This is a genomic window from Photobacterium carnosum, from assembly GCF_021236965.1.
Taxonomy (GTDB): Bacteria; Pseudomonadota; Gammaproteobacteria; order Enterobacterales; family Vibrionaceae; genus Photobacterium; species Photobacterium carnosum.
On the sequence record NZ_WMDN01000007.1, the window covers coordinates 89,293 to 112,561 of the forward strand.

General features: G+C 40.6%; 18 protein-coding genes and 2 tRNA genes. 17 read left to right on the forward strand and 3 right to left on the reverse strand.

Annotation, left to right across the window (positions count from 1 at the left end; all coding sequences use genetic code 11):
• Positions 1-4: 4 nt before the first annotated feature.
• The 7 genes from ileS to carB all read left to right on the forward strand — a co-directional run bounded on the left by ileS (position 5) and on the right by carB (position 10,802).
• Positions 5-2,845 (forward strand): isoleucine--tRNA ligase, encoded by a 2,841-nt coding sequence (gene ileS, locus GLP24_RS08930; RefSeq protein WP_152653729.1) that lies wholly within the window; start codon positions 5-7, stop codon positions 2,843-2,845.
• Entirely contained in the window at positions 2,845-3,369 is a 525-nt protein-coding gene (gene lspA, locus GLP24_RS08935) for a signal peptidase II (RefSeq protein WP_232615886.1), read from the forward strand. The genes ileS and lspA overlap by 1 nt, the downstream gene beginning before the upstream one ends.
• Before the next feature lie 156 nt (positions 3,370-3,525).
• The gene (gene fkpB, locus GLP24_RS08940) at positions 3,526-3,960 is read left to right on the forward strand and encodes an FKBP-type peptidyl-prolyl cis-trans isomerase (protein WP_232615887.1); all 435 of its coding nucleotides are present in this window, start codon (positions 3,526-3,528) and stop codon (positions 3,958-3,960) included.
• A 13-nt stretch (positions 3,961-3,973) separates the two neighbouring features.
• On the forward strand, positions 3,974-4,918 hold the full coding sequence (gene ispH / locus GLP24_RS08945) for a 4-hydroxy-3-methylbut-2-enyl diphosphate reductase (protein ID WP_101768260.1): 945 nt from the start codon (positions 3,974-3,976) through the stop codon (positions 4,916-4,918).
• Between the two features lie 113 nt (positions 4,919-5,031).
• On the forward strand, positions 5,032-5,841 hold the full coding sequence (dapB, locus tag GLP24_RS08950; protein WP_232577310.1) for a 4-hydroxy-tetrahydrodipicolinate reductase: 810 nt from the start codon (positions 5,032-5,034) through the stop codon (positions 5,839-5,841).
• Between the two features lie 570 nt (positions 5,842-6,411).
• Positions 6,412-7,566 carry a glutamine-hydrolyzing carbamoyl-phosphate synthase small subunit gene (gene carA / locus GLP24_RS08955; protein ID WP_232615888.1) on the forward strand — a complete coding sequence of 385 codons (1,155 nt, stop codon included), beginning with the start codon at positions 6,412-6,414 and terminating at the stop codon, positions 7,564-7,566.
• A gap of 17 nt (positions 7,567-7,583) precedes the next feature.
• Entirely contained in the window at positions 7,584-10,802 is a 3,219-nt protein-coding gene (gene carB, locus GLP24_RS08960) for a carbamoyl-phosphate synthase large subunit (protein WP_232615889.1), read from the forward strand.
• Between the two features lie 99 nt (positions 10,803-10,901).
• Here the strand turns inward: carB and dacB are convergent, their stop codons facing one another.
• Both dacB and GLP24_RS08970 read right to left on the reverse strand, forming a co-directional pair.
• Positions 10,902-12,305: a serine-type D-Ala-D-Ala carboxypeptidase gene (dacB, locus tag GLP24_RS08965; RefSeq protein ID WP_232615890.1), complete on the reverse strand. Its 1,404-nt coding sequence runs from the start codon at positions 12,303-12,305 to the stop codon at positions 10,902-10,904.
• 151 nt (positions 12,306-12,456) lie between these two features.
• Positions 12,457-13,509 (reverse strand): porin, encoded by a 1,053-nt coding sequence (locus tag GLP24_RS08970; protein ID WP_232577308.1) that lies wholly within the window; start codon positions 13,507-13,509, stop codon positions 12,457-12,459.
• 608 nt (positions 13,510-14,117) lie between these two features.
• On the opposite strand from GLP24_RS08970, the gene greA reads away from it, so the two are divergent.
• Complete coding sequence (gene greA / locus GLP24_RS08975) at positions 14,118-14,591, forward strand: transcription elongation factor GreA (RefSeq protein WP_101768254.1); 474 nt, start codon at positions 14,118-14,120, stop codon at positions 14,589-14,591.
• Between the two features lie 145 nt (positions 14,592-14,736).
• On the opposite strand, the gene yhbY is transcribed toward greA, so the two are convergent.
• Positions 14,737-15,033, reverse strand: a complete 297-nt coding sequence (gene yhbY, locus GLP24_RS08980) for a ribosome assembly RNA-binding protein YhbY (RefSeq protein ID WP_101768253.1) — start codon at positions 15,031-15,033, stop codon at positions 14,737-14,739.
• A gap of 211 nt (positions 15,034-15,244) precedes the next feature.
• Here yhbY and rlmE point away from each other — a divergent pair, with 211 nt between their 5' ends.
• The 9 genes from rlmE to nusA all read left to right on the forward strand — a co-directional run bounded on the left by rlmE (position 15,245) and on the right by nusA (position 23,246).
• Positions 15,245-15,874 carry a 23S rRNA (uridine(2552)-2'-O)-methyltransferase RlmE gene (gene rlmE / locus GLP24_RS08985; RefSeq protein ID WP_101768252.1) on the forward strand — a complete coding sequence of 210 codons (630 nt, stop codon included), beginning with the start codon at positions 15,245-15,247 and terminating at the stop codon, positions 15,872-15,874.
• 49 nt (positions 15,875-15,923) lie between these two features.
• The gene (ftsH, locus tag GLP24_RS08990; RefSeq protein WP_101768251.1) at positions 15,924-17,867 is read left to right on the forward strand and encodes an ATP-dependent zinc metalloprotease FtsH; all 1,944 of its coding nucleotides are present in this window, start codon (positions 15,924-15,926) and stop codon (positions 17,865-17,867) included.
• A gap of 69 nt (positions 17,868-17,936) precedes the next feature.
• Positions 17,937-18,770: a dihydropteroate synthase gene (gene folP / locus GLP24_RS08995; RefSeq protein ID WP_232615891.1), complete on the forward strand. Its 834-nt coding sequence runs from the start codon at positions 17,937-17,939 to the stop codon at positions 18,768-18,770.
• A 95-nt stretch (positions 18,771-18,865) separates the two neighbouring features.
• Positions 18,866-20,203, forward strand: coding sequence for a phosphoglucosamine mutase (gene glmM / locus GLP24_RS09000; RefSeq protein ID WP_101768249.1), 1,338 nt, complete (start codon positions 18,866-18,868; stop codon positions 20,201-20,203).
• 266 nt (positions 20,204-20,469) lie between these two features.
• On the forward strand, positions 20,470-20,862 hold the full coding sequence (secG, locus tag GLP24_RS09005; protein ID WP_101768248.1) for a preprotein translocase subunit SecG: 393 nt from the start codon (positions 20,470-20,472) through the stop codon (positions 20,860-20,862).
• An 11-nt stretch (positions 20,863-20,873) separates the two neighbouring features.
• Positions 20,874-20,958: transfer RNA gene (locus GLP24_RS09010), tRNA-Leu, on the forward strand.
• Between the two features lie 57 nt (positions 20,959-21,015).
• A tRNA-Met gene (locus tag GLP24_RS09015) sits at positions 21,016-21,092 on the forward strand.
• A 188-nt stretch (positions 21,093-21,280) separates the two neighbouring features.
• Positions 21,281-21,736, forward strand: a complete 456-nt coding sequence (rimP, locus tag GLP24_RS09020) for a ribosome maturation factor RimP (RefSeq protein ID WP_101768247.1) — start codon at positions 21,281-21,283, stop codon at positions 21,734-21,736.
• Positions 21,737-21,758: 22 nt separating this feature from the next.
• Complete coding sequence (gene nusA, locus GLP24_RS09025) at positions 21,759-23,246, forward strand: transcription termination factor NusA (RefSeq protein ID WP_101768246.1); 1,488 nt, start codon at positions 21,759-21,761, stop codon at positions 23,244-23,246.
• Positions 23,247-23,269: the final 23 nt, after the last annotated feature.

Here is a 23,269-nt window from a genome sequence, read left to right on the forward strand (position 1 = left end):
ATCCATGAGTGACTATAAAGATACCCTGAACCTACCGGAAACAGGGTTTCCGATGCGAGGCAATCTAGCTCAACGTGAGCCTGCAATGCTTAAGCATTGGTATGATGAAGATCTTTACGGTGAAATTCGTAAAGCTAAGAAAGGTAAAAAATCTTTCGTATTACACGATGGCCCTCCGTACGCTAACGGTGATATTCACATCGGTCACGCGTTAAACAAGATTCTTAAAGATATTATTATTAAGTCAAAGACACTTTCTGGCTTTGATTCACCGTACATTCCTGGTTGGGACTGTCACGGTCTACCGATTGAATTAATGGTAGAAAAGAAATTTGGTAAGCCTGGCAAAAAATTAACAGCTGCTGAGTTCCGCGAAAAATGCCGTGCTTATGCTGCTGGGCAAGTTGAAGGTCAAAAAGAAAGTTTTATTCGTCTAGGCGTACTAGGTGAGTGGGACAAACCATACCGTACAATGGATTTTGGCACTGAAGCTAATATCATTCGTGCGCTAGGTAAAATTGCAGATAAAGATCACCTGCTTAAAGGTTTTAAACCTGTTCACTGGTGTACTGATTGTGGTTCTGCATTGGCTGAAGCTGAAGTTGAATACCAAGATAAAGTATCGCTATCTATCGATGTTAAATTTAAAGCGGTAGATGAAGCAGCAGTATTAGCGAAGTTTGGCTGTGTTGCTGACCAAGGCGAAGGCGATGTGTCGATTGTTATTTGGACAACGACACCATGGACAATGCCTGCTAACCGCGCTGTCGCAGTTAGTGCTGATCTTGAATACGCATTGGTACAAACACCCGTTACTGACGTTCATACTCAACCACAGCGTTTAATCATTGCCGCTGAGCTTGTAAAAGACGTGATGGCGCGTGTTGGCTTTGAAGAATCAGAAATTCTTGGTTTCTGTAAAGGTGAAGAATTAGAGCTAATGCGCTTTAATCATCCATTTTACAGCTTTGATGTGCCAGTAGTACTTGCTGATCACGTAACCACTGAATCAGGTACAGGTTGTGTACATACTGCACCTGGCCACGGTCAAGAAGACTTTGTGGTTGGTCAAAAATACAACCTTGAAATTGCTAACCCAGTGGGTAGCAATGGTGTTTACTTACCTGATACTGAGATCTTTGCGGGTCAACATGTATTTAAAGCGAACGAAGGGGTTGTGGATGTATTACGTGAACACGGTTCATTATTACATTTCTCTAAAATTACCCACAGCTACCCACACTGCTGGCGTCACAAGACACCAATCATCTTCCGTGCAACGCCACAATGGTTTATCTCAATGGATAAAGCTGGCCTGCGCGCAAAAGCACTAGCAGAAACTAAGAACGTTGAATGGATGCCTGAGTGGGGCCAAAGCCGCATTGAAGGTATGATCGAAGGTCGCCCTGAATGGTGTATCTCTCGTCAGCGTACTTGGGGTGTGCCAATTGCCTTATTTATCCATAAAGAAACCCAAGAGCTTCACCCGCAAACATCTGAGCTAATTGAAAAAGTAGCTAAACTTGTTGAGCAAAAGGGTATTCAAGCTTGGTGGGATCTAGAACTAACTGACGTAATGAGTGCAGAAGATGCCACTATTTACGAAAAAGTATTAGATACTCTTGATGTATGGTTTGACTCAGGTGTTACACACTTCTCTGTGGTTGATAGCCGTCCTGAGTTTAATGGTCACTCAGCTGATCTTTACTTAGAAGGTTCAGATCAACACCGTGGTTGGTTCCAGTCATCATTGATTACATCGGTAGCGATGAAAGACAAAGCCCCGTATAAGCAAGTGTTAACACACGGCTTCGTGGTTGACGGTCAAGGCCGTAAAATGTCGAAATCAGTGGGTAACGTTGTTGCACCGAAAGATGTAACTAATAAGCTTGGCGCTGATATTCTTCGTCTATGGGTTGCATCAACTGATTACACGGGTGAAGTTGCGGTTTCTGACGAAATTCTTAAGCGTTCAGCTGATGCTTACCGTCGTATTCGTAACACTGCACGTTTCTTCTTAGCGAACTTAAATGGCTTTAATCCTGAAACGGATTGTGTGCCTGTTGAAGAAATGGTGGCGTTAGATCGTTGGGCTGTTGGTCGTGCAATGGCGGCTCAAGAAGAGATCGTTCAAGCATACGAAGACTACAACCTACACACAGTAACCCAGCGTTTAATGCAGTTCTGTTCAGTTGAAATGGGTTCTTTCTACTTAGACGTTATTAAAGACCGTCAATACACAGCAAAACGTGGTGGTCATGCACAACGTAGCTGTCAAACGGCGCTTTTCTACATTGTAGAAGCACTTGTTCGTTGGATGGCACCTATTATGTCATTCACTGCTGATGAAATCTGGAACGAAATGCCAGGTAAACGTGATCAATTCGTGTTTACGGGTGAGTGGTTCGATGGTTTATTTGGTCTTGCTGAAGATGAAGAACTAAACAACGACTTCTGGGCTGAAATCCAACAAGTTCGTGGTGCTGTGAATAAGTTACTTGAAACAGCACGTAGCGAAAAAGTGATTGGTGGTTCATTACAAGCTGAGATCACACTCGCTGCGAATGCAGAACTTGCTGCTAAATTGAATAAGCTAGAAGACGAATTACGTTTTGTATTGCTAACATCAAAAGCACACGTTGTGGTTGCTGATAGCAAGCCTGAAGGCGCACAAGACACAGATATCGAAGGATTATTTGTGACAGTGAAAGCTTCTGAAGCGGCGAAATGTGAGCGTTGTTGGCACCATGTTGCTGATGTAGGCACTATTGCTGGACACGAAGAAGTGTGTGGCCGTTGTGTAACTAACATCGATGGCGCTGGTGAAGAGCGTAAATTTGCCTAATGACTAATTCAGCACCTCAGCAAGCGTTGACGCTTAAGCAATCAGGCATTCGTTGGTTATGGCTAGCGATTGTGGTCTTTATTATCGACAATGGCACTAAGCTATTGGTGATGGACTCGATGGGCTATGGTTGGCCAAACCGGATTGAGATCACGCCCTTCTTTAATTTACTGTATGTGCACAATACGGGTGCTGCATTTAGTTTTTTAAGTAGTGCGGGTGGCTGGCAACGATGGTTGTTTGCTGCGATTGCGTTTGGTGTTTGTGGCTTATTGACAATGTGGATGCGTCGTACAGCAGTGACCAATAAAATGGCCAATATAGCGTATGCACTGATTATTGGTGGCGCATTAGGTAATTTATTTGATCGTCTTTACCATGGTTTTGTGGTCGATTTTCTTGATTTCTATTACGGTAGTTATCATTGGCCTGCATTCAACATTGCCGATTCAGCCATTTGTTTAGGTGCTGTATTGTTAATTCTTGATGGCTTTAAAGCGGATAAAACCGTTAAAGATCACTAAGTTTTAATTCGTTATTAGAATGAAACGCTGCCTGTCTTTACAGGTGGCGTTTTTTTTGATTATTACCTCGGTTAAGTTAAAGCCCCTAGTGTTCATACGTTGATACCCGTGGCTCTTTGTTGTTAAATAGCGGTAATTAATAATAGGGAATAATATATGTCGATGATCAAGGATAACAGTGAAGTGTTAATGCACTTTGTGATTAAGTTAGCGGATGGGTCTGTGGCTGAGTCGACGTTTGCCAACGCTAAACCTGTGATTTTTCGCATGGGTGATGGTAGCCTTACCGCTAATTTTGAAAAATGTTTACTTGGGTTAGCTGCTGGAGAGAAAAAACAGTTTGAGTTAGCCCCAGAAGATGCTTTTGGCCCTTCAAATCCAAATAATATTCATCATGTCGAATTGAGTAAGTTTAGTGTTGATACTCCCGCAGAAGTTGGTCGTATTATTGCTTTTACTGGCCCTGATGGACATGATATTCCCGGTATAATTACCCAAGTCGTGGGTGATTCAGTGACGGTTGATTTTAATCATCCATTAGCTGGAAAGATCGTTACCTTTGAGGTTGAAGTTGTCTCCATTGAACGTTAAGAGTCATTAATTGATGAAAATATTACTCGCAAATCCACGGGGTTTTTGTGCTGGTGTTGATCGTGCGATTAGCATTGTTGAGCGTGCATTAGAAATGTATCAGCCCCCTATTTATGTGCGTCATGAAGTGGTACATAACCGCTTTGTTGTTGAAGGCCTTAAACAGCGCGGTGCTATTTTTATCGAAGAATTAAGTGAAGTCCCTGATGATAATATTGTTATATTTTCAGCTCATGGGGTATCACAAGCGGTTAGAAATGAAGCCAAAGCGCGCCAGTTAACGGTATTTGATGCCACCTGCCCATTAGTGACTAAAGTACATATGGAAGTGGCACGTGCTAGCCGTAAAGCAATGGAAGTGGTGTTAATTGGTCATGCGGGTCATCCTGAAGTGGAAGGCACGATGGGACAATATGCTAATCATGATGGCGGTATGTATTTGGTTGAGAAACCAGAAGATGTCGATACGTTGGTGGTAAAAGATCCATCAAACTTACATTTTGTTAGCCAAACTACGCTATCGGTTGATGAAACGGCGGATGTTATCGATCGTTTACGCCACGTGTTCCCTGACATTCAAGGTCCACGTAAAGATGATATTTGTTATGCAACGCAAAATCGTCAAGATGCGGTGCGTGAAATGGCAGCAACGGTTGATGTGATGATAGTGGTTGGCTCTAAGAACTCCTCAAACTCTAATCGATTGAGTGAGCTGGCGGTTAAATTAGGAACACCTAGTTATCTAACCGATAGCGCTGAAGATATTAATCCACAATGGCTTGAAGGTAGAAAAGTAGTGGGTGTAACCGCGGGTGCATCTGCTCCTGAAGAGTTAGTGAATCAAATTATTGCGCGAATTAAACAGCTTACTAATACTTCTGATGTTGAAGAATTATCCGGTCGTGAAGAAAATATGTTCTTTGAAGTGCCGCGTGAGTTACAAGTAAAGAATATCTAATACGGTGTTTGTTCATGATCAATGAGCCTCAGTGAAGACTGGGGCTTTTTTTATGATAGTCAACAAGCTACAGTGGAACATATTATTATGAATAGTGTAGGAGATACGCGCTAATGGTCAGAATTGCGATAGCCGGTGCAGCCGGACGAATGGGGCGTCAGTTAATTAAAGCGACAGCATTATCAAATGCGACGACATTAACCGTTGCGACTGAACGTGTAGGTTCAAGTTTAGTCGGTGCTGATGCGGGCGAGTTAGCTGGTATTGGTTTAGCGAATGTGGTGATTATTGATGATCTTAGCCAAGCAATTGATGACTTTGATGTGTTAATTGATTTTACTGCGCCCGTAGTGACGCTAGCGAATCTTGAATTATGCCTGCAACATCATAAAAAAATTGTTATTGGCACGACTGGCTTTAATGAACAGCAACGTCAATTGATTGATACTGCTGCGGAGCAGATTGCTGTTGTTATGGCACCTAATTATAGTGTTGGTATCAATCTCGTATTTAAATTACTTGAGAAAGCCGCCAAAGTGATGGGTGACTATTGTGACGTTGAGATTATTGAAGCACATCATCGTCACAAAGTTGATGCGCCATCTGGTACTGCGATTGGTATGGGTGAAGCGATTGCGGGGGCAATGGGAAATAAGTTAAGTGATGTCGCGGTTTATTCTCGTGAAGGTATTACAGGCGAACGTAGCCGAAATGAGATTGGTTTTGCAACTATTCGAGCGGGCGATATTGTGGGCGAACATACTGCAATGTTTGCTGATATTGGTGAGCGGGTTGAAATCACCCATAAAGCGACTGACAGAATGACATTTGCCAATGGTGCAGTACGTGCAGCAGCATGGCTAAGCCAGAAACCAGCGGGTTTTTATACTATGACAGATGTACTCGATCTGGATCGATTATAAAAATAAAATGCTATTATAACTATCGATAACCTGCCTAATGGCAGGTTTTTTTATGCCTGAATAAATCATAAATGGATTATTTTTATGCGCCGTTCGTGATTTTTTATGCATAAATGAGTAAGCGTTCGGTAAGATTATCGCTTGTAATGTTAACCATAATGAAAGGGTTGAAAAAGGCAATGTTTTATTGTTTTTATTCGCATTATGGATGGCTTTTGTAATTAGATTGGTATTTGTTTGGCATAACTCCACGTATTTTATCGTTTGCGTGTGATTTTAATTTAAAGTAACGTATTTGCAACCTAGGCAATCGATTACATTTTAATGAATGTTATTGTATGGTCTTAAACCTGCAATGAAAGTTGTTATTTACAGGGTTTGAGTTGAAATATGGTTGTTTGATGTGATTTTTTAAATTTAATTATGGTTAAATGTTGACAGATTGCTAACTGATCCATAGAATTTGCGCAATTTGTCAAAAATCAGTAGTTGAGGGTTTTTGGCGTTAAATGGAATGGGTAGTTGCAAGTTTATCTGTTTTAATTGCATTTTTATTTTTTGGAGGTTGTCTTGAGCAAATCTGCGCTGTTAGTCCTTGAAGATGGGACAGTGTTCCGCGGCGTGTCCATTGGGGCAGATGGTTCGGCTGTTGGTGAAGTTGTTTTTAATACCTCGATGACGGGGTATCAAGAAATTATCACTGACCCCTCTTACTCGCAACAGATCGTAACTCTTACCTATCCCCATATTGGCAATACCGGTACCAATACTGAAGACGAAGAATCAACGGCAATTCATGCTCAAGGTTTGGTAATTCGTGATCTTCCTCTTATCGCTTCCAATTTCCGCAGTGAACAATCCCTTTCTGATTATCTTAAATTGCAAAATGTCGTGGGTATCGCTGATATTGATACGCGTAAACTAACGCGAATTTTACGTGAAAAAGGTGCTCAAAACGGATGTATCGTTGCGGGTAATAACCTAGATGAAGCAGTGGCACTTGCTCAAGCTCAAGCCTTTCCTGGTCTTAAAGGGATGGATTTAGCGAAAGAAGTGACCACCAATGAAACTTACAGCTGGAAACAAGGTTCATGGACATTAACCGTTGGCTTGCCTGCGGCGAAAGATGACAGTGAACTACCGTACCATGTTGTCGCTTATGACTTTGGTGCGAAAAGAAATATTCTACGGATGTTGGTTGATCGTGGCTGCCGTCTAACGGTTGTTCCTGCACAAACAACAGCAGAAGACGTGTTGGCATTAAATCCAGATGGTATTTTCTTATCAAATGGCCCCGGTGACCCCGCGCCATGTACTTATGCGATTGAAGCAACCAAAGTTTTCCTAGATAAAAATATACCGATTTTTGGTATCTGTCTTGGACACCAGATTTTAGCCTTAGCGAGCGGTGCTAAAACCGTAAAAATGAAATTTGGTCATCATGGTGCTAACCATCCAGTAAAAGATCTTGAACGTGATGTGGTGATGATCACCAGCCAGAACCATGGTTTTGCAGCTGATGAAGCAACATTACCTGAAAATCTACGTGCAACACATAAATCCCTGTTTGATGGCTCTTTACAAGGTATCCATCGTACCGACAAGCCTGCATTTAGTTTCCAAGGCCATCCAGAAGCAAGCCCTGGTCCTCATGATGCAGCACCACTATTTGATCATTTTATCGAATTAATAAAGCTTTCTATTAATGAAGCATGCAACGCCTAAGCCGGGAGTAGTAAAAAATGCCAAAACGTACTGACATTAAAAGTGTATTAATCTTAGGTGCTGGTCCGATTGTTATCGGTCAAGCGTGTGAATTCGACTACTCTGGTGCACAAGCATGTAAAGCGCTGCGTGAAGAGGGTTACCGCGTTATTCTTGTTAACTCAAACCCTGCAACGATCATGACCGACCCTGATATGGCGGATGCTACATACATAGAGCCTATTCACTGGGAAGTAGTACGCAAGATCATCGAAAAAGAACGTCCAGATGCAGTGTTGCCAACGATGGGTGGTCAAACTGCGCTTAACTGTGCCTTAGATCTTGAAAAATATGGCGTATTAAAAGAATTTAATGTCGAAATGATTGGTGCGACAGCTGACGCAATTGATAAAGCTGAAAATCGTTCACGTTTTGATAAAGCAATGAAGTCTATCGGTCTTGAGTGTCCTCGTGCGGATACTGCAACTACCATGGAAGAAGCCTATAAAGTGCTCGATATGGTGGGCTTTCCTTGTATTATTCGTCCGTCATTTACGATGGGCGGTACCGGTGGTGGCATTGCATACAATAAAGAAGAATTTGAAGACATCTGTTCACGCGGCTTAGATTTATCACCAACAAGTGAATTGTTGATTGATGAATCACTGATTGGCTGGAAAGAATACGAGATGGAAGTGGTTCGTGATAAAAACGATAACTGCATCATCGTGTGTGCGATTGAAAACTTTGACCCAATGGGTATTCATACTGGTGACTCAATCACCGTTGCTCCGGCTCAAACACTAACGGATAAAGAATATCAATTAATGCGTAATGCATCGCTAGCGGTGTTACGTGAAATTGGTGTTGAAACGGGCGGTTCAAACGTTCAGTTTGGTATTAATCCTCAAGATGGCCGTATGGTTATTATCGAGATGAATCCTCGTGTATCACGTTCATCAGCATTAGCCTCTAAAGCGACAGGCTTCCCGATTGCTAAAATTGCGGCAAAACTGGCGATTGGTTTTACCCTTGATGAATTGATGAATGATATTACAGGTGGCGCAACGCCAGCGTCATTTGAACCAACCATTGATTATGTTGTAACTAAGATCCCGCGCTTTAACTTTGAAAAGTTTGTTGGTGCTAATGACCGTCTTACCACCCAGATGAAGTCTGTCGGTGAAGTAATGGCGATTGGTCGAAATCAACAAGAGTCATTGCATAAAGCATTACGCGGTCTAGAAGTTGGTGCGACAGGTTTTGACGAGATGGTTGATCTTGATGAACCGAATGCAATGAGTAAAATTCGTTATGAATTAAAAGCCGCGGGTGCTGAGCGTATTTGGTATATCGCAGATGCTTTCCGTGCAGGTATGTCAGTCGATGGTATTTTTAATCTAACCAATATTGACCGTTGGTTCTTGGTTCAAATTGAAGATATCGTAAAAGATGAAGCGCGTGTTAAAGCGGCGGGTTTTGCCGGTTTAAATGAACAAGCATTGCGCAGTCTAAAACGTAAAGGTTTTGCAGATGCGCGTTTAGCGAAAATATTAGGTGTCGCTGAAGCTGAAATTCGTAAGTTGCGTGACCAATTCAATATTCATCCCGTGTACAAGCGTGTTGATACTTGTGCTGCTGAATTTTCATCAGATACCGCTTACATGTACTCATCATACGATGACGAATGTGAAGCAAATCTAACCACCAAAGAAAAAATCATGATTATCGGTGGTGGTCCTAACCGTATCGGTCAAGGTATTGAATTTGACTACTGTTGTGTACATGCATCACTAGCATTACGTGAAGATGGTTATGAAACTATCATGGTTAACTGTAACCCAGAGACAGTATCAACTGATTACGATACCTCTGACCGTTTATATTTTGAACCCGTCACACTGGAAGATGTATTAGCGATTGTACGTGTTGAAAAACCAAAAGGTGTGATTGTTCAATACGGTGGTCAAACACCCCTTAAATTAGCGCGCGCACTAGAAGCTGCTGGTGTACCGATTATTGGTACTAGCCCTGATGCCATTGACCGCGCTGAAGATCGTGAACGTTTCCAGCAAGCTGTTGACCGTTTAGGTTTATTACAACCAGAAAACGCAACTGTTACGGCTATGGAACAAGCGATTGAGAAGTCAAAAATCATCGGTTTCCCATTAGTTGTGCGTCCATCATATGTACTTGGCGGTCGCGCGATGGAAATTGTGTACGATGAGCAAGATTTACGTCGTTACTTTAATGAAGCGGTGAGTGTTTCAAACGAATCACCAGTATTGCTTGACCGTTTCCTTGATGATGCAATTGAAGTTGACGTTGATGCGATTTGTGACGGTGAGCAAGTGGTGATTTGTGGCATTATGGAGCACATTGAGCAAGCGGGTGTTCACTCTGGTGACTCTGCATGTTCATTACCTGCTTATACGCTAAGTAAAGAAATTCAAGACGTAATGCGTGAGCAAGTGAAGAACTTGGCATTTGAACTTGGGGTTCGCGGTTTGATGAATACCCAGTTTGCAGTAAAAGATAACGAAGTTTATTTAATTGAAGTTAACCCTCGTGCTGCGCGTACCGTACCGTTTGTTTCAAAAGCGACAGGCGTACCAGTTGCAAAAATAGCGGCTCGTGTGATGGCGGGTCAATCTCTTGATTCACAAGGTTTTACTAAAGAAGTTATTCCACCTTATTACTCAGTAAAAGAAGTGGTATTACCGTTTAATAAATTCCCTGGTGTTGACCCATTGTTAGGCCCTGAAATGCGCTCAACGGGTGAAGTCATGGGGATTGGTAATACGTTTGCAGAAGCGTTTGCTAAAGCTGAGTTAGGTTGTGGTAAAGAGTATCCATCATCAGGCCGAGCATTGCTTTCTGTACGTGATGGGGATAAGAAACGCGTAGTTGATTTAGCGTCTAAGTTAATTAAACTAGGTTATCAACTCGATGCGACTCATGGAACCGCGGTTGTGTTGGGTGAGGCAGGAATTAACCCTCGCTTGGTAAACAAAGTTCAAGAAGGTCGCCCTCATATTCTTGACCGTATTAAGAATAATGAATACACCTATATTGTGAACACGGCTGAAGGTCGCCAAGCAATTGAAGATTCTAAAGTTCTTCGTCGTAGTGCATTGGCTGAAAAAGTGAATTACACCACGACGTTGAATGCAGGTTTTGCGACTTGTCTGGCACACACTGCCGACGATCGTAATACCGTAACCTCGATTCAAGAGTGGCATGCAATGATTAAGTAATCGTATTGCGATACGATTGTTAATGGTAATAAAAAGCCGATCATGAAAATGATCGGCTTTTTTTATTGGTGTATTAAACGACTACCACGTTAATTTCAATCAGTAATTATTATATAGCGACGTATAGTATTGTTTTTCAAATTGATTGATTGGCGGTAACGGGCTGGCTTTTAATTCAGCCTCTGTTGGGTAATAGTTAGTTACCAGCTGTACAAACAATAATGATTGGCCTGATTTGGTTTTAATAATACCGGCAAGGTTATAAGTACCAAATAACGATCCTGTTTTAGCAATAATATGATCTTTTAACGGTGCATTACGGACACTTTTACGATATTGAAGGGTGCCACTTTTACCTGCAACGGGTAAATCAGTGATTAATCCTAGTTTAGGATGATGATAAATGTAAGTAAGCACTTCCATTAAATCATGGGTATTTAAACGGTTATTGCGTGATAAACCTGAACCATCAACCATGATAGTGTTAGATAAATCAATATTGGCTTTTTGTTTTAGAATTGCCTTAATAGCCGCAACACCATTGGTATAACTACCTGCTTGATTAAAGTATTTAGCGCCCATGGTTTTCGCAAGGTTATCGGCAAATAAATTATCTGAGCGTTTCAGCATAATATACAGCAGGGTGGTTAACGGTGCTGATTGATGGGTGGCAACAATCTTACCTGTAATGATGTCATTACGTAAAATTTTGCCATCTAAACGTATACCAGCACGTTTCAATTGTTGTTTGATGATTGCTGTAGAATATAGGGTGGTATTTTGAACCGCAAACCGAAGTGGTAGTGGATCTTTCTTTGGTTGAGTGCAACCTGTTATGTGGTAGCTATTATTATCATTCGCTTGTAATGATAATTCACAAAATTGTTCTTTTTGTTGCGCTTTAGTAACTACAAGTGCGTCACTAATAGCGGTTATAGGCTGGTGGCTAGGTACATGAAGTCGTGTTTTTGCGCCAAAAGCCATATTTGAATATAAAGCACCTTCAAAACAGTTATGTTCTAAAGTAATACTACTTGATGGCGCACTATAGCACTGTGTCAGCATATCCCACGGTGAACCAACGGCATGTTCAAAGCCAGTAAAGTGGCCGCCATTAAGATAAAGATTACCTTTAATGGTGTTAACGCCTTGTTGTTTGAGTTGACGTAACAGATTGGTAATATCACTACTTTTTAATGTTGGATCACCATTAAAATCTAAAATAACATTATTACCTTGGGTTTCAAGGTTAGTGCTAAAACGGAAGTCATTACCTAAATACAATTTAGCCGCAAGTGCGGTTAATAATTTTTGCGTGCTAGCCGGGGCTTGAAGATGACTTGCTTGGTGCTGGTAGATAACCTTGTTAGTCGTAGGGTTAACAACTAATAGTGAGGCGTCATTACCTGTTGGTAATTGCTTGAGGGCTTGCTGAGGCGCAAACGCAGCAAATGAAGGCATGCTTGTTAGTAGCAAGGCGGAACAAATAAGTCGTTTAAGCATATCAAGGCATATTTTTATAAATAAAATGAGTCGTAATGATAGCTTTTTTAGTGTGCTGAGTAAAAATGTACCGCTGAGTGTTCAGTTACGGTTAAATAAAAAAGCGCCGACCGAGGTCAACGCTTTTTTGGTATGCTTTTAATTATTAAAATTAGAAGTCGTAACGAGCACCTAAGATGAATTGATCATCGTATTGAATTGCTGTTGGTACCGCACTAATTTTCGTTGCGTCAGTTTTGTTTAGTAGATTAATAGTGTAACCAGCATAAGTGCGGAAGTTTGATGTTAGGAAGTATGTCGCATCAAAGTCTAGCGCATTAGCCATCTTGATTTTTGAATCAGTATTTTCCATAAAGTTATATGTAGAACGTAGAACAACTTTATTGATTGTGTAGCTAGATGCTAGAGAGAAGCCTTGGTAAGTATTGTCTTGGTTTGATGCATCGTTATGTGAGTATTGGTAGCCTACATTTTTTGCGTATTGGTATAGACCTGCAACGTATAGGTTGCCAAGCGTGTATGACGTAGATGCGAATGCTTGTTTTGCAGTTAGATTATTTACATCTTGGTTTTTCTGTTGGCCGTAACCAATACCAGCAGCAAGACCATTATTGAAGTCATATTTAGTTGCAACAGAAAAACCTGTTGTGTTGTTTTGACTGTCGTCTGTTTTACCATTAGCAACGTAGTTTGTTTTAACTGTTAAGCCACCAAATACACCGGTGTAAGCTAGGTTGTTTGTTGTACGGTCAGCGGCAGCAATTTTGTTACTTGCTTCAGCCCCGAAATTTTCCATGATATCGGTAAAGTCAGTGATCATACCTAGAGAGCCGTCAGCTTTACCATAAACTAATTGACCGTAAGTATTGCTCTTAACGCCTACATATAGGTAACGGTTGTAATCAGTTTCACCATCCGCAGAGTTACTGTCGTTATGTTCGCCATCAGTTGCTGATTGGTCTGTTTTGAACTCATGTTCAAAAAAACCAATGGCAGTTAGATCATCATTAATTTTGGTTTGACCATCAATATTAATACGAGCGCGAGAGATGTCTTGAATATTACCATTTAAACCTAGAGCGCGAGCTTCTATACGGCCGCCGATAGCTAGGCTAGAAGTGTCGTCTGAATAAACTGTTGCCGCTGATGCTGCGCCAGAGAAAGTCGCTGCTGCTACTGCTAGAGCAATTAGGTTCTTGTTCATTACCGAATCCTTTATATGTGGTTTTTTTATAAGTTACATTTTTTTATTAAATGTTATGGTGTTCTTTTTACTTGGGTCACTGATGATTTGTTAGTAAAAAAAGCTAAAAAATAGTTTAAATGGGTTGTTTTTAGTCTTTTAATGATATTTATAATTTATTTAATCAATGTGTTAGCTAAATAAGTAAAAGTTCTCATTATTTTTTATATTTTAGTTATATTTAGAAAGATATCTTTTTTTTATCTTTGAAATAGTTATTTTTATTTGTAAAAGTGTGATTAAACACGCTTTAAAAAATATTCCGCAAAGGATTTCTTTATACTGTTATCGATTAAAAATACAGTAGTGAGTAAGTACTAACAAAAAATAGTGGGTGTTATTATTGGTTTCAATATTCACTAGGGCTATTTTTATCGTTGCTGTAACTAATAATTAGTCGATAAATAACAGTTAAATGCGGATTATCATTTATCTATGATGATCTCTTGGTCATCTTTGTTTAAAATAACCCAAATCATTTTTATTTTGTCAGGCTAGCTATTAAAGTTAGATTGACGCTATTTACCTGAAATTGGCGAGCGCTATCAGGTTACAGAGGCTATTTATTTATGGAAAAAGTACCAATGACTGTTCGTGGCGAACAAAAGCTGCTTAAAGAACTTGAGGTATTATTGAAGCGTCGTCCGTTGATTTCTCAAGCAATTGCTGAAGCACGTGAACTTGGTGACTTAAAGGAAAACGCTGAGTACCATGCTGCACGTGAAGAGCAGGGTATTTGTGAAGCGCAAATTCGAGATATTGAATATAAGTTATCAGTGGCACAGGTTATTGATATAACTACATTAGCGAATACAGGTAAGATTATTTTTGGTACGACTATCAAATTGTTAGATTTAGATAGTGATAAAGAAATGACATATTGTATCGTGGGTGATGATGAAGCTGATATTAAGCAAAACTTAATTTCAATTAACTCTCCGATTGCACGTGGCTTAATTGGTAAGTTAACGGGGGATGAAGTACAAATTACTACACCTGGCGGCTTAAAAGAATTTGAAATAATGGATGTACAATACATTTAATGTTTAGTTGTCATTTGTAGTAAATAAAGATATAGACTATGTTTGACAAATAAACGTTAACTTATTAATAACGGTAAAGTTTGTCGTTAGCAAATAGATATTCTTGCCAACGACAGCTATAAAAAAGGCCGCTAGGCGGCCTTTTTTATTTGCGAGGAAGCTCGATTTTACGTGCTTCAGTCTGGCGGTATAGCACTAATGTTTTACCGATGACTTGTACTTTATCAGCTTTAGTTTCGCGAACAATAGCGTCAACGATTAAAAGCTTAGTTTCACGTTCTTCAGAAGCCACTTTCACTTTAATAAGTTCATGGTGGTTTAACGCTAGGTCGATTTCGGCTAATACTGCTTCAGTAAGACCGTTTGAGCCCATAAGAACAACAGGTTTTAAATTGTGAGCGAGACCTTTTAGGAATTGCTTTTGTTTTGTGCTTAGATTCATTATGACTCTATTTTTTTAGTTACAAGGGTTGAAAACGCGACATTCTACCGCCATCTAGACTAGAAGACTAATTTGTTTAATCAATGAAGGCCTGAAATTTACAGTGATTATGGTTTACTGCACATTTTTAGGATGATATTTAATGAATTAGATGCGATAAAATCTTTAGTCGACGTATACTTACTAAGAATGGCAACACACTAGGTTTAGCATGAGTAAAAAAAAACGATCCGCTAGCTCAGGCCGGTGGTTAAAAGAACATTTTGATGATAAATATGTACTAGAAGCACAAAAACGAGGTTATCGTTCGCGGGCTTTCTTTAAAATTGAAGAAATTCAAAATAAAGATAAATTGTTAAAACCAGGCATGACAGTGGTTGACCTAGGTGCTGCACCAGGCGGTTGGTCACAGTATGCGGCAGAAATAGTAGGTGATGAAGGACAGGTCATCGCTTGTGATATTTTGCCAATGGATTCACTGCCAGGGGTTAATTTCCTTCAAGGTGATTTTCGTGAAGAAGCAGTATTAGAGGCTTTATTAACACGCATTAAACCAGAAATGGTCGATGTGGTAATGTCTGATATGGCACCTAATATAAGTGGTAATCTTGCATCCGATCAACCTCGAGCGATGTACCTTGTTGAACTTGCATTAGATATGTGTCGACAAGTACTTGCACCGAATGGCAGTTTTACGGTAAAAGTTTTTCAAGGTGAAGGCTTTGATCAATACCTAGCTGATATTCGTAGTATGTTTAAGGTGGTCAAAATTCGTAAACCAGATTCCTCACGAGATCGTTCGCGTGAAGTCTATATTGTGGCTACAGGTTACAAACTGTAGTAACCTACATTCATCTTTTAGTTATCGCGAGGTTAACCCCTTGAGTGACATGGCAAAAAACTTGATTTTATGGCTGGTCATTGCAGTTGTTCTTATGTCTGTATTTCAGAGTTTCGGAACTAACAGTAATAGTACTAAGGGCCTAGTCGATTATACGACATTTGTCCGTCAAATTGGTCAGGATCAAATAAAGGAAGTACAATTCAATGATCGTAAAATCACAGTAACCAAACGTGATAATGCGAACTATGTAACATACTTACCTGTTGCAAATGATCCTAAGCTGTTAGACGATCTTATTAACGCAAACGTACAAGTACAAGGTACACCACCGGAAGAGCCAAGCCTTTTAGCTTCAATCTTCATTTCGTGGTTCCCAATGTTATTGCTTATTGGTGTTTGGATTTTCTTCATGCGTCAAATGCAGGGCGGCGGTGGCAAAGGTGCAATGTCGTTCGGTAAATCGAAAGCTCGAATGATGGGCGAAGATCAAATCAAAACAACATTTGCTGATGTAGCGGGTTGTGATGAAGCTAAAGAAGACGTTAAAGAACTGGTTGATTACTTACGTGATCCGAGCCGTTTCCAGAAACTAGGTGGTAGAATTCCAACTGGTGTATTAATGGTTGGTCCTCCTGGTACGGGTAAAACTTTATTGGCAAAAGCGATTGCTGGTGAAGCTAAAGTACCGTTCTTTACTATTTCTGGTTCTGACTTTGTTGAAATGTTCGTTGGTGTGGGTGCATCTCGTGTCCGTGACATGTTTGAACAAGCGAAAAAAGCAGCGCCTTGTATTATCTTTATTGATGAAATAGATGCTGTAGGTCGTCAACGTGGTGCTGGTGTTGGTGGTGGTAATGATGAACGTGAACAAACACTAAACCAAATGCTCGTTGAAATGGATGGCTTTGAAGGTAATGAAGGTATTATCGTTATTGCTGCAACTAACCGTCCAGATGTACTAGACCCAGCCTTACTTCGTCCTGGTCGTTTTGACCGTCAAGTAGTTGTTGGTCTTCCCGATGTACGTGGTCGTGAGCAGATTCTTAAAGTTCACATGCGTAAAGTACCGTTAGATGGTGATGTTAATCCATCATTAATCGCTCGTGGTACACCCGGATTCTCTGGTGCCGATCTTGCTAACCTTGTTAACGAAGCTGCATTATTTGCTGCTCGTGGTGACAAGAATGTTGTTGCAATGATTGAATTTGAACTAGCAAAAGACAAAATTATGATGGGCGCTGAGCGCAAATCAATGGTGATGTCTGAAGATCAGAAGGCTTCAACGGCATACCACGAAGCGGGTCACGCGATTATTGGTCGTTTAGTGCCGGATCACGATCCAGTATATAAAGTATCAATTATTCCGCGTGGTCGTGCATTGGGTGTGACGATGTATTTGCCTGAGAAAGATCGTGTAAGTCATTCTCGTGAATTCTTAGAATCTATGATTTCAAGTCTTTACGGTGGTCGTCTGGCTGAAGAGCTTATCTATGGTCGTGAGAAAGTATCAACAGGTGCATCGAACGATATTGAACGTGCAACTGATATTGCACGTAAGATGGTGACTCAGTGGGGCTTCTCTGACAAATTAGGTCCATTATTATACGCAGAAGACGAAGGTGAAGTATTCCTTGGTCGTTCAGTAACACAAAGTAAGCATATGTCTGATGACACAGCGAAGCTGATTGATACTGAAGTTCGTATTCTAATCGATCGTAATTATCAACGCGCTCGTCAAATTTTGGCTGATAATATAGATATCATGCATTCAATGAAAGATGCATTGATGAAATATGAAACTATTGACGCGGGTCAGATTGATGACTTAATGGAACGTAAAGCTGTAATTCGTTCGCCAAAAGGTTGGATTGATGATGGTGATACGTTGCGTAATGCCCCTGAAACTGAAATTGCTCCTGATGAGCCAATCGGTGATGGTATTGATGCACTATCTGAGAAAGATGATACAGATAGTAAGCCTCAAGCATAATTGCTAAGTAAATAGAAAACCCTGACTTAGGTCGGGGTTTTTTTTTGTTAAAATTTGTGGAGTCATAGCATGATGTTAATCAGTAAAAATAAAACACTCGATCTTACGACGCCCAAAGTGATGGGAATTGTTAATATTACGCCTGACTCTTTTTCTGATGGTGGTAAATATCATCAATTAGAGAATGCATTACGTCATGTGGAATCTATGGTTAAAGCGGGTACAGCAATCATTGATATTGGTGGTGAGTCGACACGACCTGGTGCCGCTGATGTGAATGTTGAGACTGAACTTGCACGAGTGATTCCTGTAATAGAAGCTATTCGTCAACGGTTTGATTGCTGGATTTCCATTGATACTAGTAAAGCGCAAGTAATGACGGAGGCCGTTAATGCGGGCGCTGATTTAATTAATGATGTGCGTGCATTACAAGATATTGGTGCATTAGAAGCGGCCGCAAAGGCCAATGTGCCAATCTGCTTGATGCATATGCAAGGTCAACCACGTACAATGCAATCTGAACCTAATTATGTCGATCTGATTACAGATGTGAATCAATTTTTACTTGAACGTATTCATGCATGTGAACAACATGGTATTGCACGCCAACAGTTAGTGTTAGATCCAGGTTTTGGCTTTGGTAAAACAATGGCGCATAATTATCAATTATTAGCACAACTTGAACAATTTCATCAGTTTGGTTTGCCATTGTTAGTTGGAATGTCTCGTAAATCAATGCTATCGAAATTATTGAATAAACCGCCGGTTGAGTGTATTGCCGGAAGTTTAGCCTGTGCAACTATTGCTGCGATGAAGGGGGCTCAAATAATTCGCGTTCATGACGTACAAGAGACAATTGATATTGTTCAGGTCTGTAATATGGTCGCAAAGTATTCTAAATAACGTAGATATAATCTTATTACGGTGAATGATTGTAAATAATAGCAATAAGCTAATTACAATCGAGACACTTATTAAAATAAAGCTAGGAGCGCAAAATGGCTGAACGTAAGTTTTTTGGTACTGATGGTATTCGTGGTTTGGTTGGTGAAGGTCCAATTACGCCTGAGTTTGTAATGAAATTAGGTTGGGCTGCTGGTCGAGTATTATCGAAAACAGGGACTAAAAAAGTCTTAATTGGTAAAGATACTCGAATTTCAGGTTATATGCTGGAATCTGCATTAGAAGCAGGTCTTGCAGCTGCAGGTCTAAAAGCCGCATTTACCGGTCCAATGCCAACGCCAGCTGTTGCTTATTTAACCCGTACATTCCGTGCTGAAGCAGGGATTGTTATTTCTGCATCACACAACCCTTATCACGATAATGGTATTAAATTCTTTTCGGCTCAAGGTACAAAATTGCCGGATGATGTTGAATTAGCTATCGAAGCTGAAATGGAAAAGCCATTAACATGTGTTGAGTCTGCATTGTTAGGTAAAGCTTACCGTATTGATGATGCGGCAGGGCGTTATATTGAATTCTGTAAAGGCACATTCCCTAATCATTTAAGCCTTGAAGGGTTTAAGATTGTGGTCGATTGTGCACATGGTGCAACTTACCATATTGCACCAAAAGTTTTTACAGAACTAGGTGCTGAAATTATTACTATTGGTTGCGAGCCAAACGGTATCAATATTAATGATAAAGTGGGCGCGACAGATGTTGCAGCATTACAAGCTAAAGTATTAGAAGAAAAAGCTGACTTTGGTATTGCTCTTGATGGTGATGGCGATCGTGTGATCATGGTTGATGAGTTAGGCAATAAAGTTGATGGTGATCAGATTGCTTATATCATTGCTCGTGATGCATTACGTTGTGGTGAACTAAAAGGTGGCGTGGTTGGTACATTAATGACCAATATGGGCATGGAAGTTGCACTTAAAAATCTAGGCATTCCTTTTGTTCGTGCAAAAGTGGGTGACCGCTATGTAATGGAAGAGCTTCTTAGAAATAATTGGTTAATTGGTGCTGAAAACTCAGGCCACGTTATTCTACTTGATAAAGTAACGACGGGTGACGGTATTGTTGCTGGTCTGCAGGTCATGGCTTCTATTGTTGCAAGCAAGATGAGTTTGAAAGAGCTTAGCGATGGTATGACTATGTTCCCGCAAGTATTGGAAAACATTCGCTTTAAAGGCGAGAATGATCCTCTACAATCTGAAGCTGTTATTGCAGCAACACAGGCGGTTGAACAAAAATTAGGTGATAATGGTCGCGTATTATTACGTAAGTCAGGCACTGAACCATTGATTCGTGTTATGGTTGAAGGTCAGAATGCGGCTGATGTTAAGCAATTTGCATTAGATATTGCAAAAGCAGTACAAGAAAACTGCTAAGTGCAATTATTGATAACTACTTAATTTATTAAGTATTATTCAATAAAATGATGGCTGACTAATAAAATAGAGTCAGCCTTTTTATTTTTATAATTTTGTTTTTGGCTAAATGTTGTGCAAGTGGTTCGGAATATTCACTTTTTACGTAAATATTACTTGTCACTGTCACGGGGTTTCGCTAGTATTCATTCGCTCTCTATATAAGAGGAATGCGCTGGCACTGCTAAAGCAAAGTCGGTATAGCTATTTTACCATAGGTGGAACCCATGTACGAAATTCTACTTGTGATTTATCTTGTCGCTGCGCTTGGTGTTATTGGCCTAGTAATGATTCAACAAGGTAAAGGCGCAGATATGGGAGCTTCATTCGGGGCTGGTGCATCAGGAACTTTGTTCGGCTCTAGCGGCTCAGGAAATTTTCTAACTCGAATGACAACACTTTGTGCAATTATTTTCTTTGCAATCAGCCTTGTTCTTGGCAACATAAGTGCTAAGAAATCAGCAGAGACAAGTGGTTGGGATGATCTTTCAGCTCCTGCTACAACACAAACTGTTGAACAACCAAAGACTGTGATCTCTACTGATAAAGTAGTTGCAGCAGAAAAAACGACTGAGAACACTGCTGAAACAACACCAGCAACAAGTGAAAAATCTCAGTAAGTAAAGATTTAGCCGAGATGGTGAAATTGGTAGACACGCTAGCATGAGGTGCTAGTGCCGCAAGGTATAGGGGTTCAAGTCCCCTTCTCGGCACCATTATATTGGTTACTTGTAATAGTAACATCTGAACGGTATACTCAGTTCAGAATCGGACGCGGGGTGGAGCAGTTTGGTAGCTCGTCGGGCTCATAACCCGAAGGTCGTTGGTTCAAATCCAGCCCCCGCAACCACTTTCCTGAAAATAGACTATTCTTAATTTTGAGTGTTTGTTTTCTTACTAAGATACTTGCTTGCATGTTCTTAGTAATCAGGGTCCAGTAATAAAAAACCCCGTATTCGGGGTTTTTTATTATCTGAAACATGACCATTCAGGTATTTACTGGGCTTTATGCCCTTTTTTTGTTTCCGGGGGGTTGTCTTGACAGCTTTAGAGACACAATTAACCGACTTACTTGAGCCTTCAGTTCAAGCTATTGGCTTTGAACTGGTAGGTTTAGAGTTTATCCGTGCTGGTGAGCACTCCACACTTCGCGTATTTATTGACCATGAAAATGGTATTAATGTAGACGGTTGTGCAGAGGTTAGCCGCCAAATCAGTGCTGTAATGGATGTTGAAGATCCAATTACTGTTGCTTACCACTTAGAAGTGTCTTCCCCTGGATTGGAAAGACCACTATTCAAAGCTGCACATTACCAACAATTTATTGGTCATGAAGTTAGCTTAGTATTGAAAATGGCGATGGGAAACCATCGTAAGTGGAAAGGTGACATTGTCGCTGTTGAAGGCGAACTGATCACACTTAACGTAGATGGCAATGACGAGTCCTTTGCACTGAGCAATATCTCCAAGGCCAACCTAGTTCCAAAATTCTAACCGCTAAATTGGGGCATTAGAAATGAACAAAGAAATCTTGGCTGTCGTAGAAGCGGTATCCAACGAAAAAGCTGTTCCTCGCGAGCGTATTTTTGAAGCGCTTGAAATTGCATTAGCAACAGCTACTAAAAAGAAACACGAAGCAGAAATTGAAGTTCGTGTTGTTATCGATCGTAAAACAGGTCAATTCGAAACTTTCCGTCGTTGGAAAGCTGTCGATGAGGTAACTCAACCAACACTTGAAATTACGTTAGAAGCAGCACAATATGAAGATCCAACTGTCGTCCTTGGCGATTATGTTGAAGACGATATTCAATCTGTTACATTCGACCGTATTACAACGCAAACTGCGAAGCAAGTTATCGTACAAAAAGTACGTGAAGCTGAGCGTGAGCAAATTGTTGCACAATTTATTAACAATGAAGGTGAGTTAATCACTGGTATTGTTAAAAAAGTAAATCGTGACGCAGTAATCATTGATTTAGGTAGTAACGCAGAAGCGGTTATCCAACGTGATGATCAACTTCCTCGTGAAAACTTCCGTCCAGGCGATCGCGTTCGTGGTCTACTGTACAAAGTTGCACCTGAAGCTCGTGGTTTCCAGTTATTCATGACGCGTTCTAAGCCAGAGATGCTATCTGAGCTATTCCGTATTGAAGTGCCAGAAATGGGCGAAGAACTTATTGAACTAATGGGCGCAGCACGCGATCCTGGTTCTCGTGCAAAAATCGCAGTAAAAACTAACGATAAGCGTATCGACCCAGTGGGTGCGTGTGTTGGTATGCGTGGCGCACGTGTTCAAGCTGTTTCTAGTGAGCTTGGTGGCGAACGTATCGATATCGTATTGTGGGATGAAAATGCCGCACAATATGTTATTAATGCAATGGCACCTGCGGAAGTTGATTCAATCATCGTTGATGAAGACAACCACACAATGGATATTGCTGTACAGAAAGATAATCTGGCACAAGCAATTGGTCGTAACGGTCAAAACGTACGTCTAGCATCACAGCTTACTGGCTGGGAACTAAACGTAATGACAGTTGAAGACTTACAGAAAAAACACCAAGCAGAAGCACAAGCATCAATTGAAGTGTTTACTAAGCACCTTGACATTGATGAAGACTTTGCAACTGTATTGGTAGAAGAAGGCTTTACTACACTAGAAGAAATTGCTTACGTTCCATTAAGTGAATTAATGAATGTTGACGGTCTTGATGAAGAGACTATCGAGCAATTACGTGGTCGTGCAAAAGCTGCATTGACGACATTAGCGCTTGCTAAAGAAGAAACGCTTGATGGTGTAGAACCTGCAGAAGATTTATTAAGTCTGGAAGGTCTTGAGCGCGAGTTAGCGTTTAAGTTTGCAGCTAAAGGTATTTGTACGCTTGAAGATCTTGCTGATCAAGGAACTGATGACTTGACCGACATTGAAGGCGTAGACGATGCAAAAGCGGGTGAGCTAATTATGGCTGCGCGTAATATTTGCTGGTTCAGCGACGAAGCGTAATCAAAAAAAATAAAGCAAGGGAG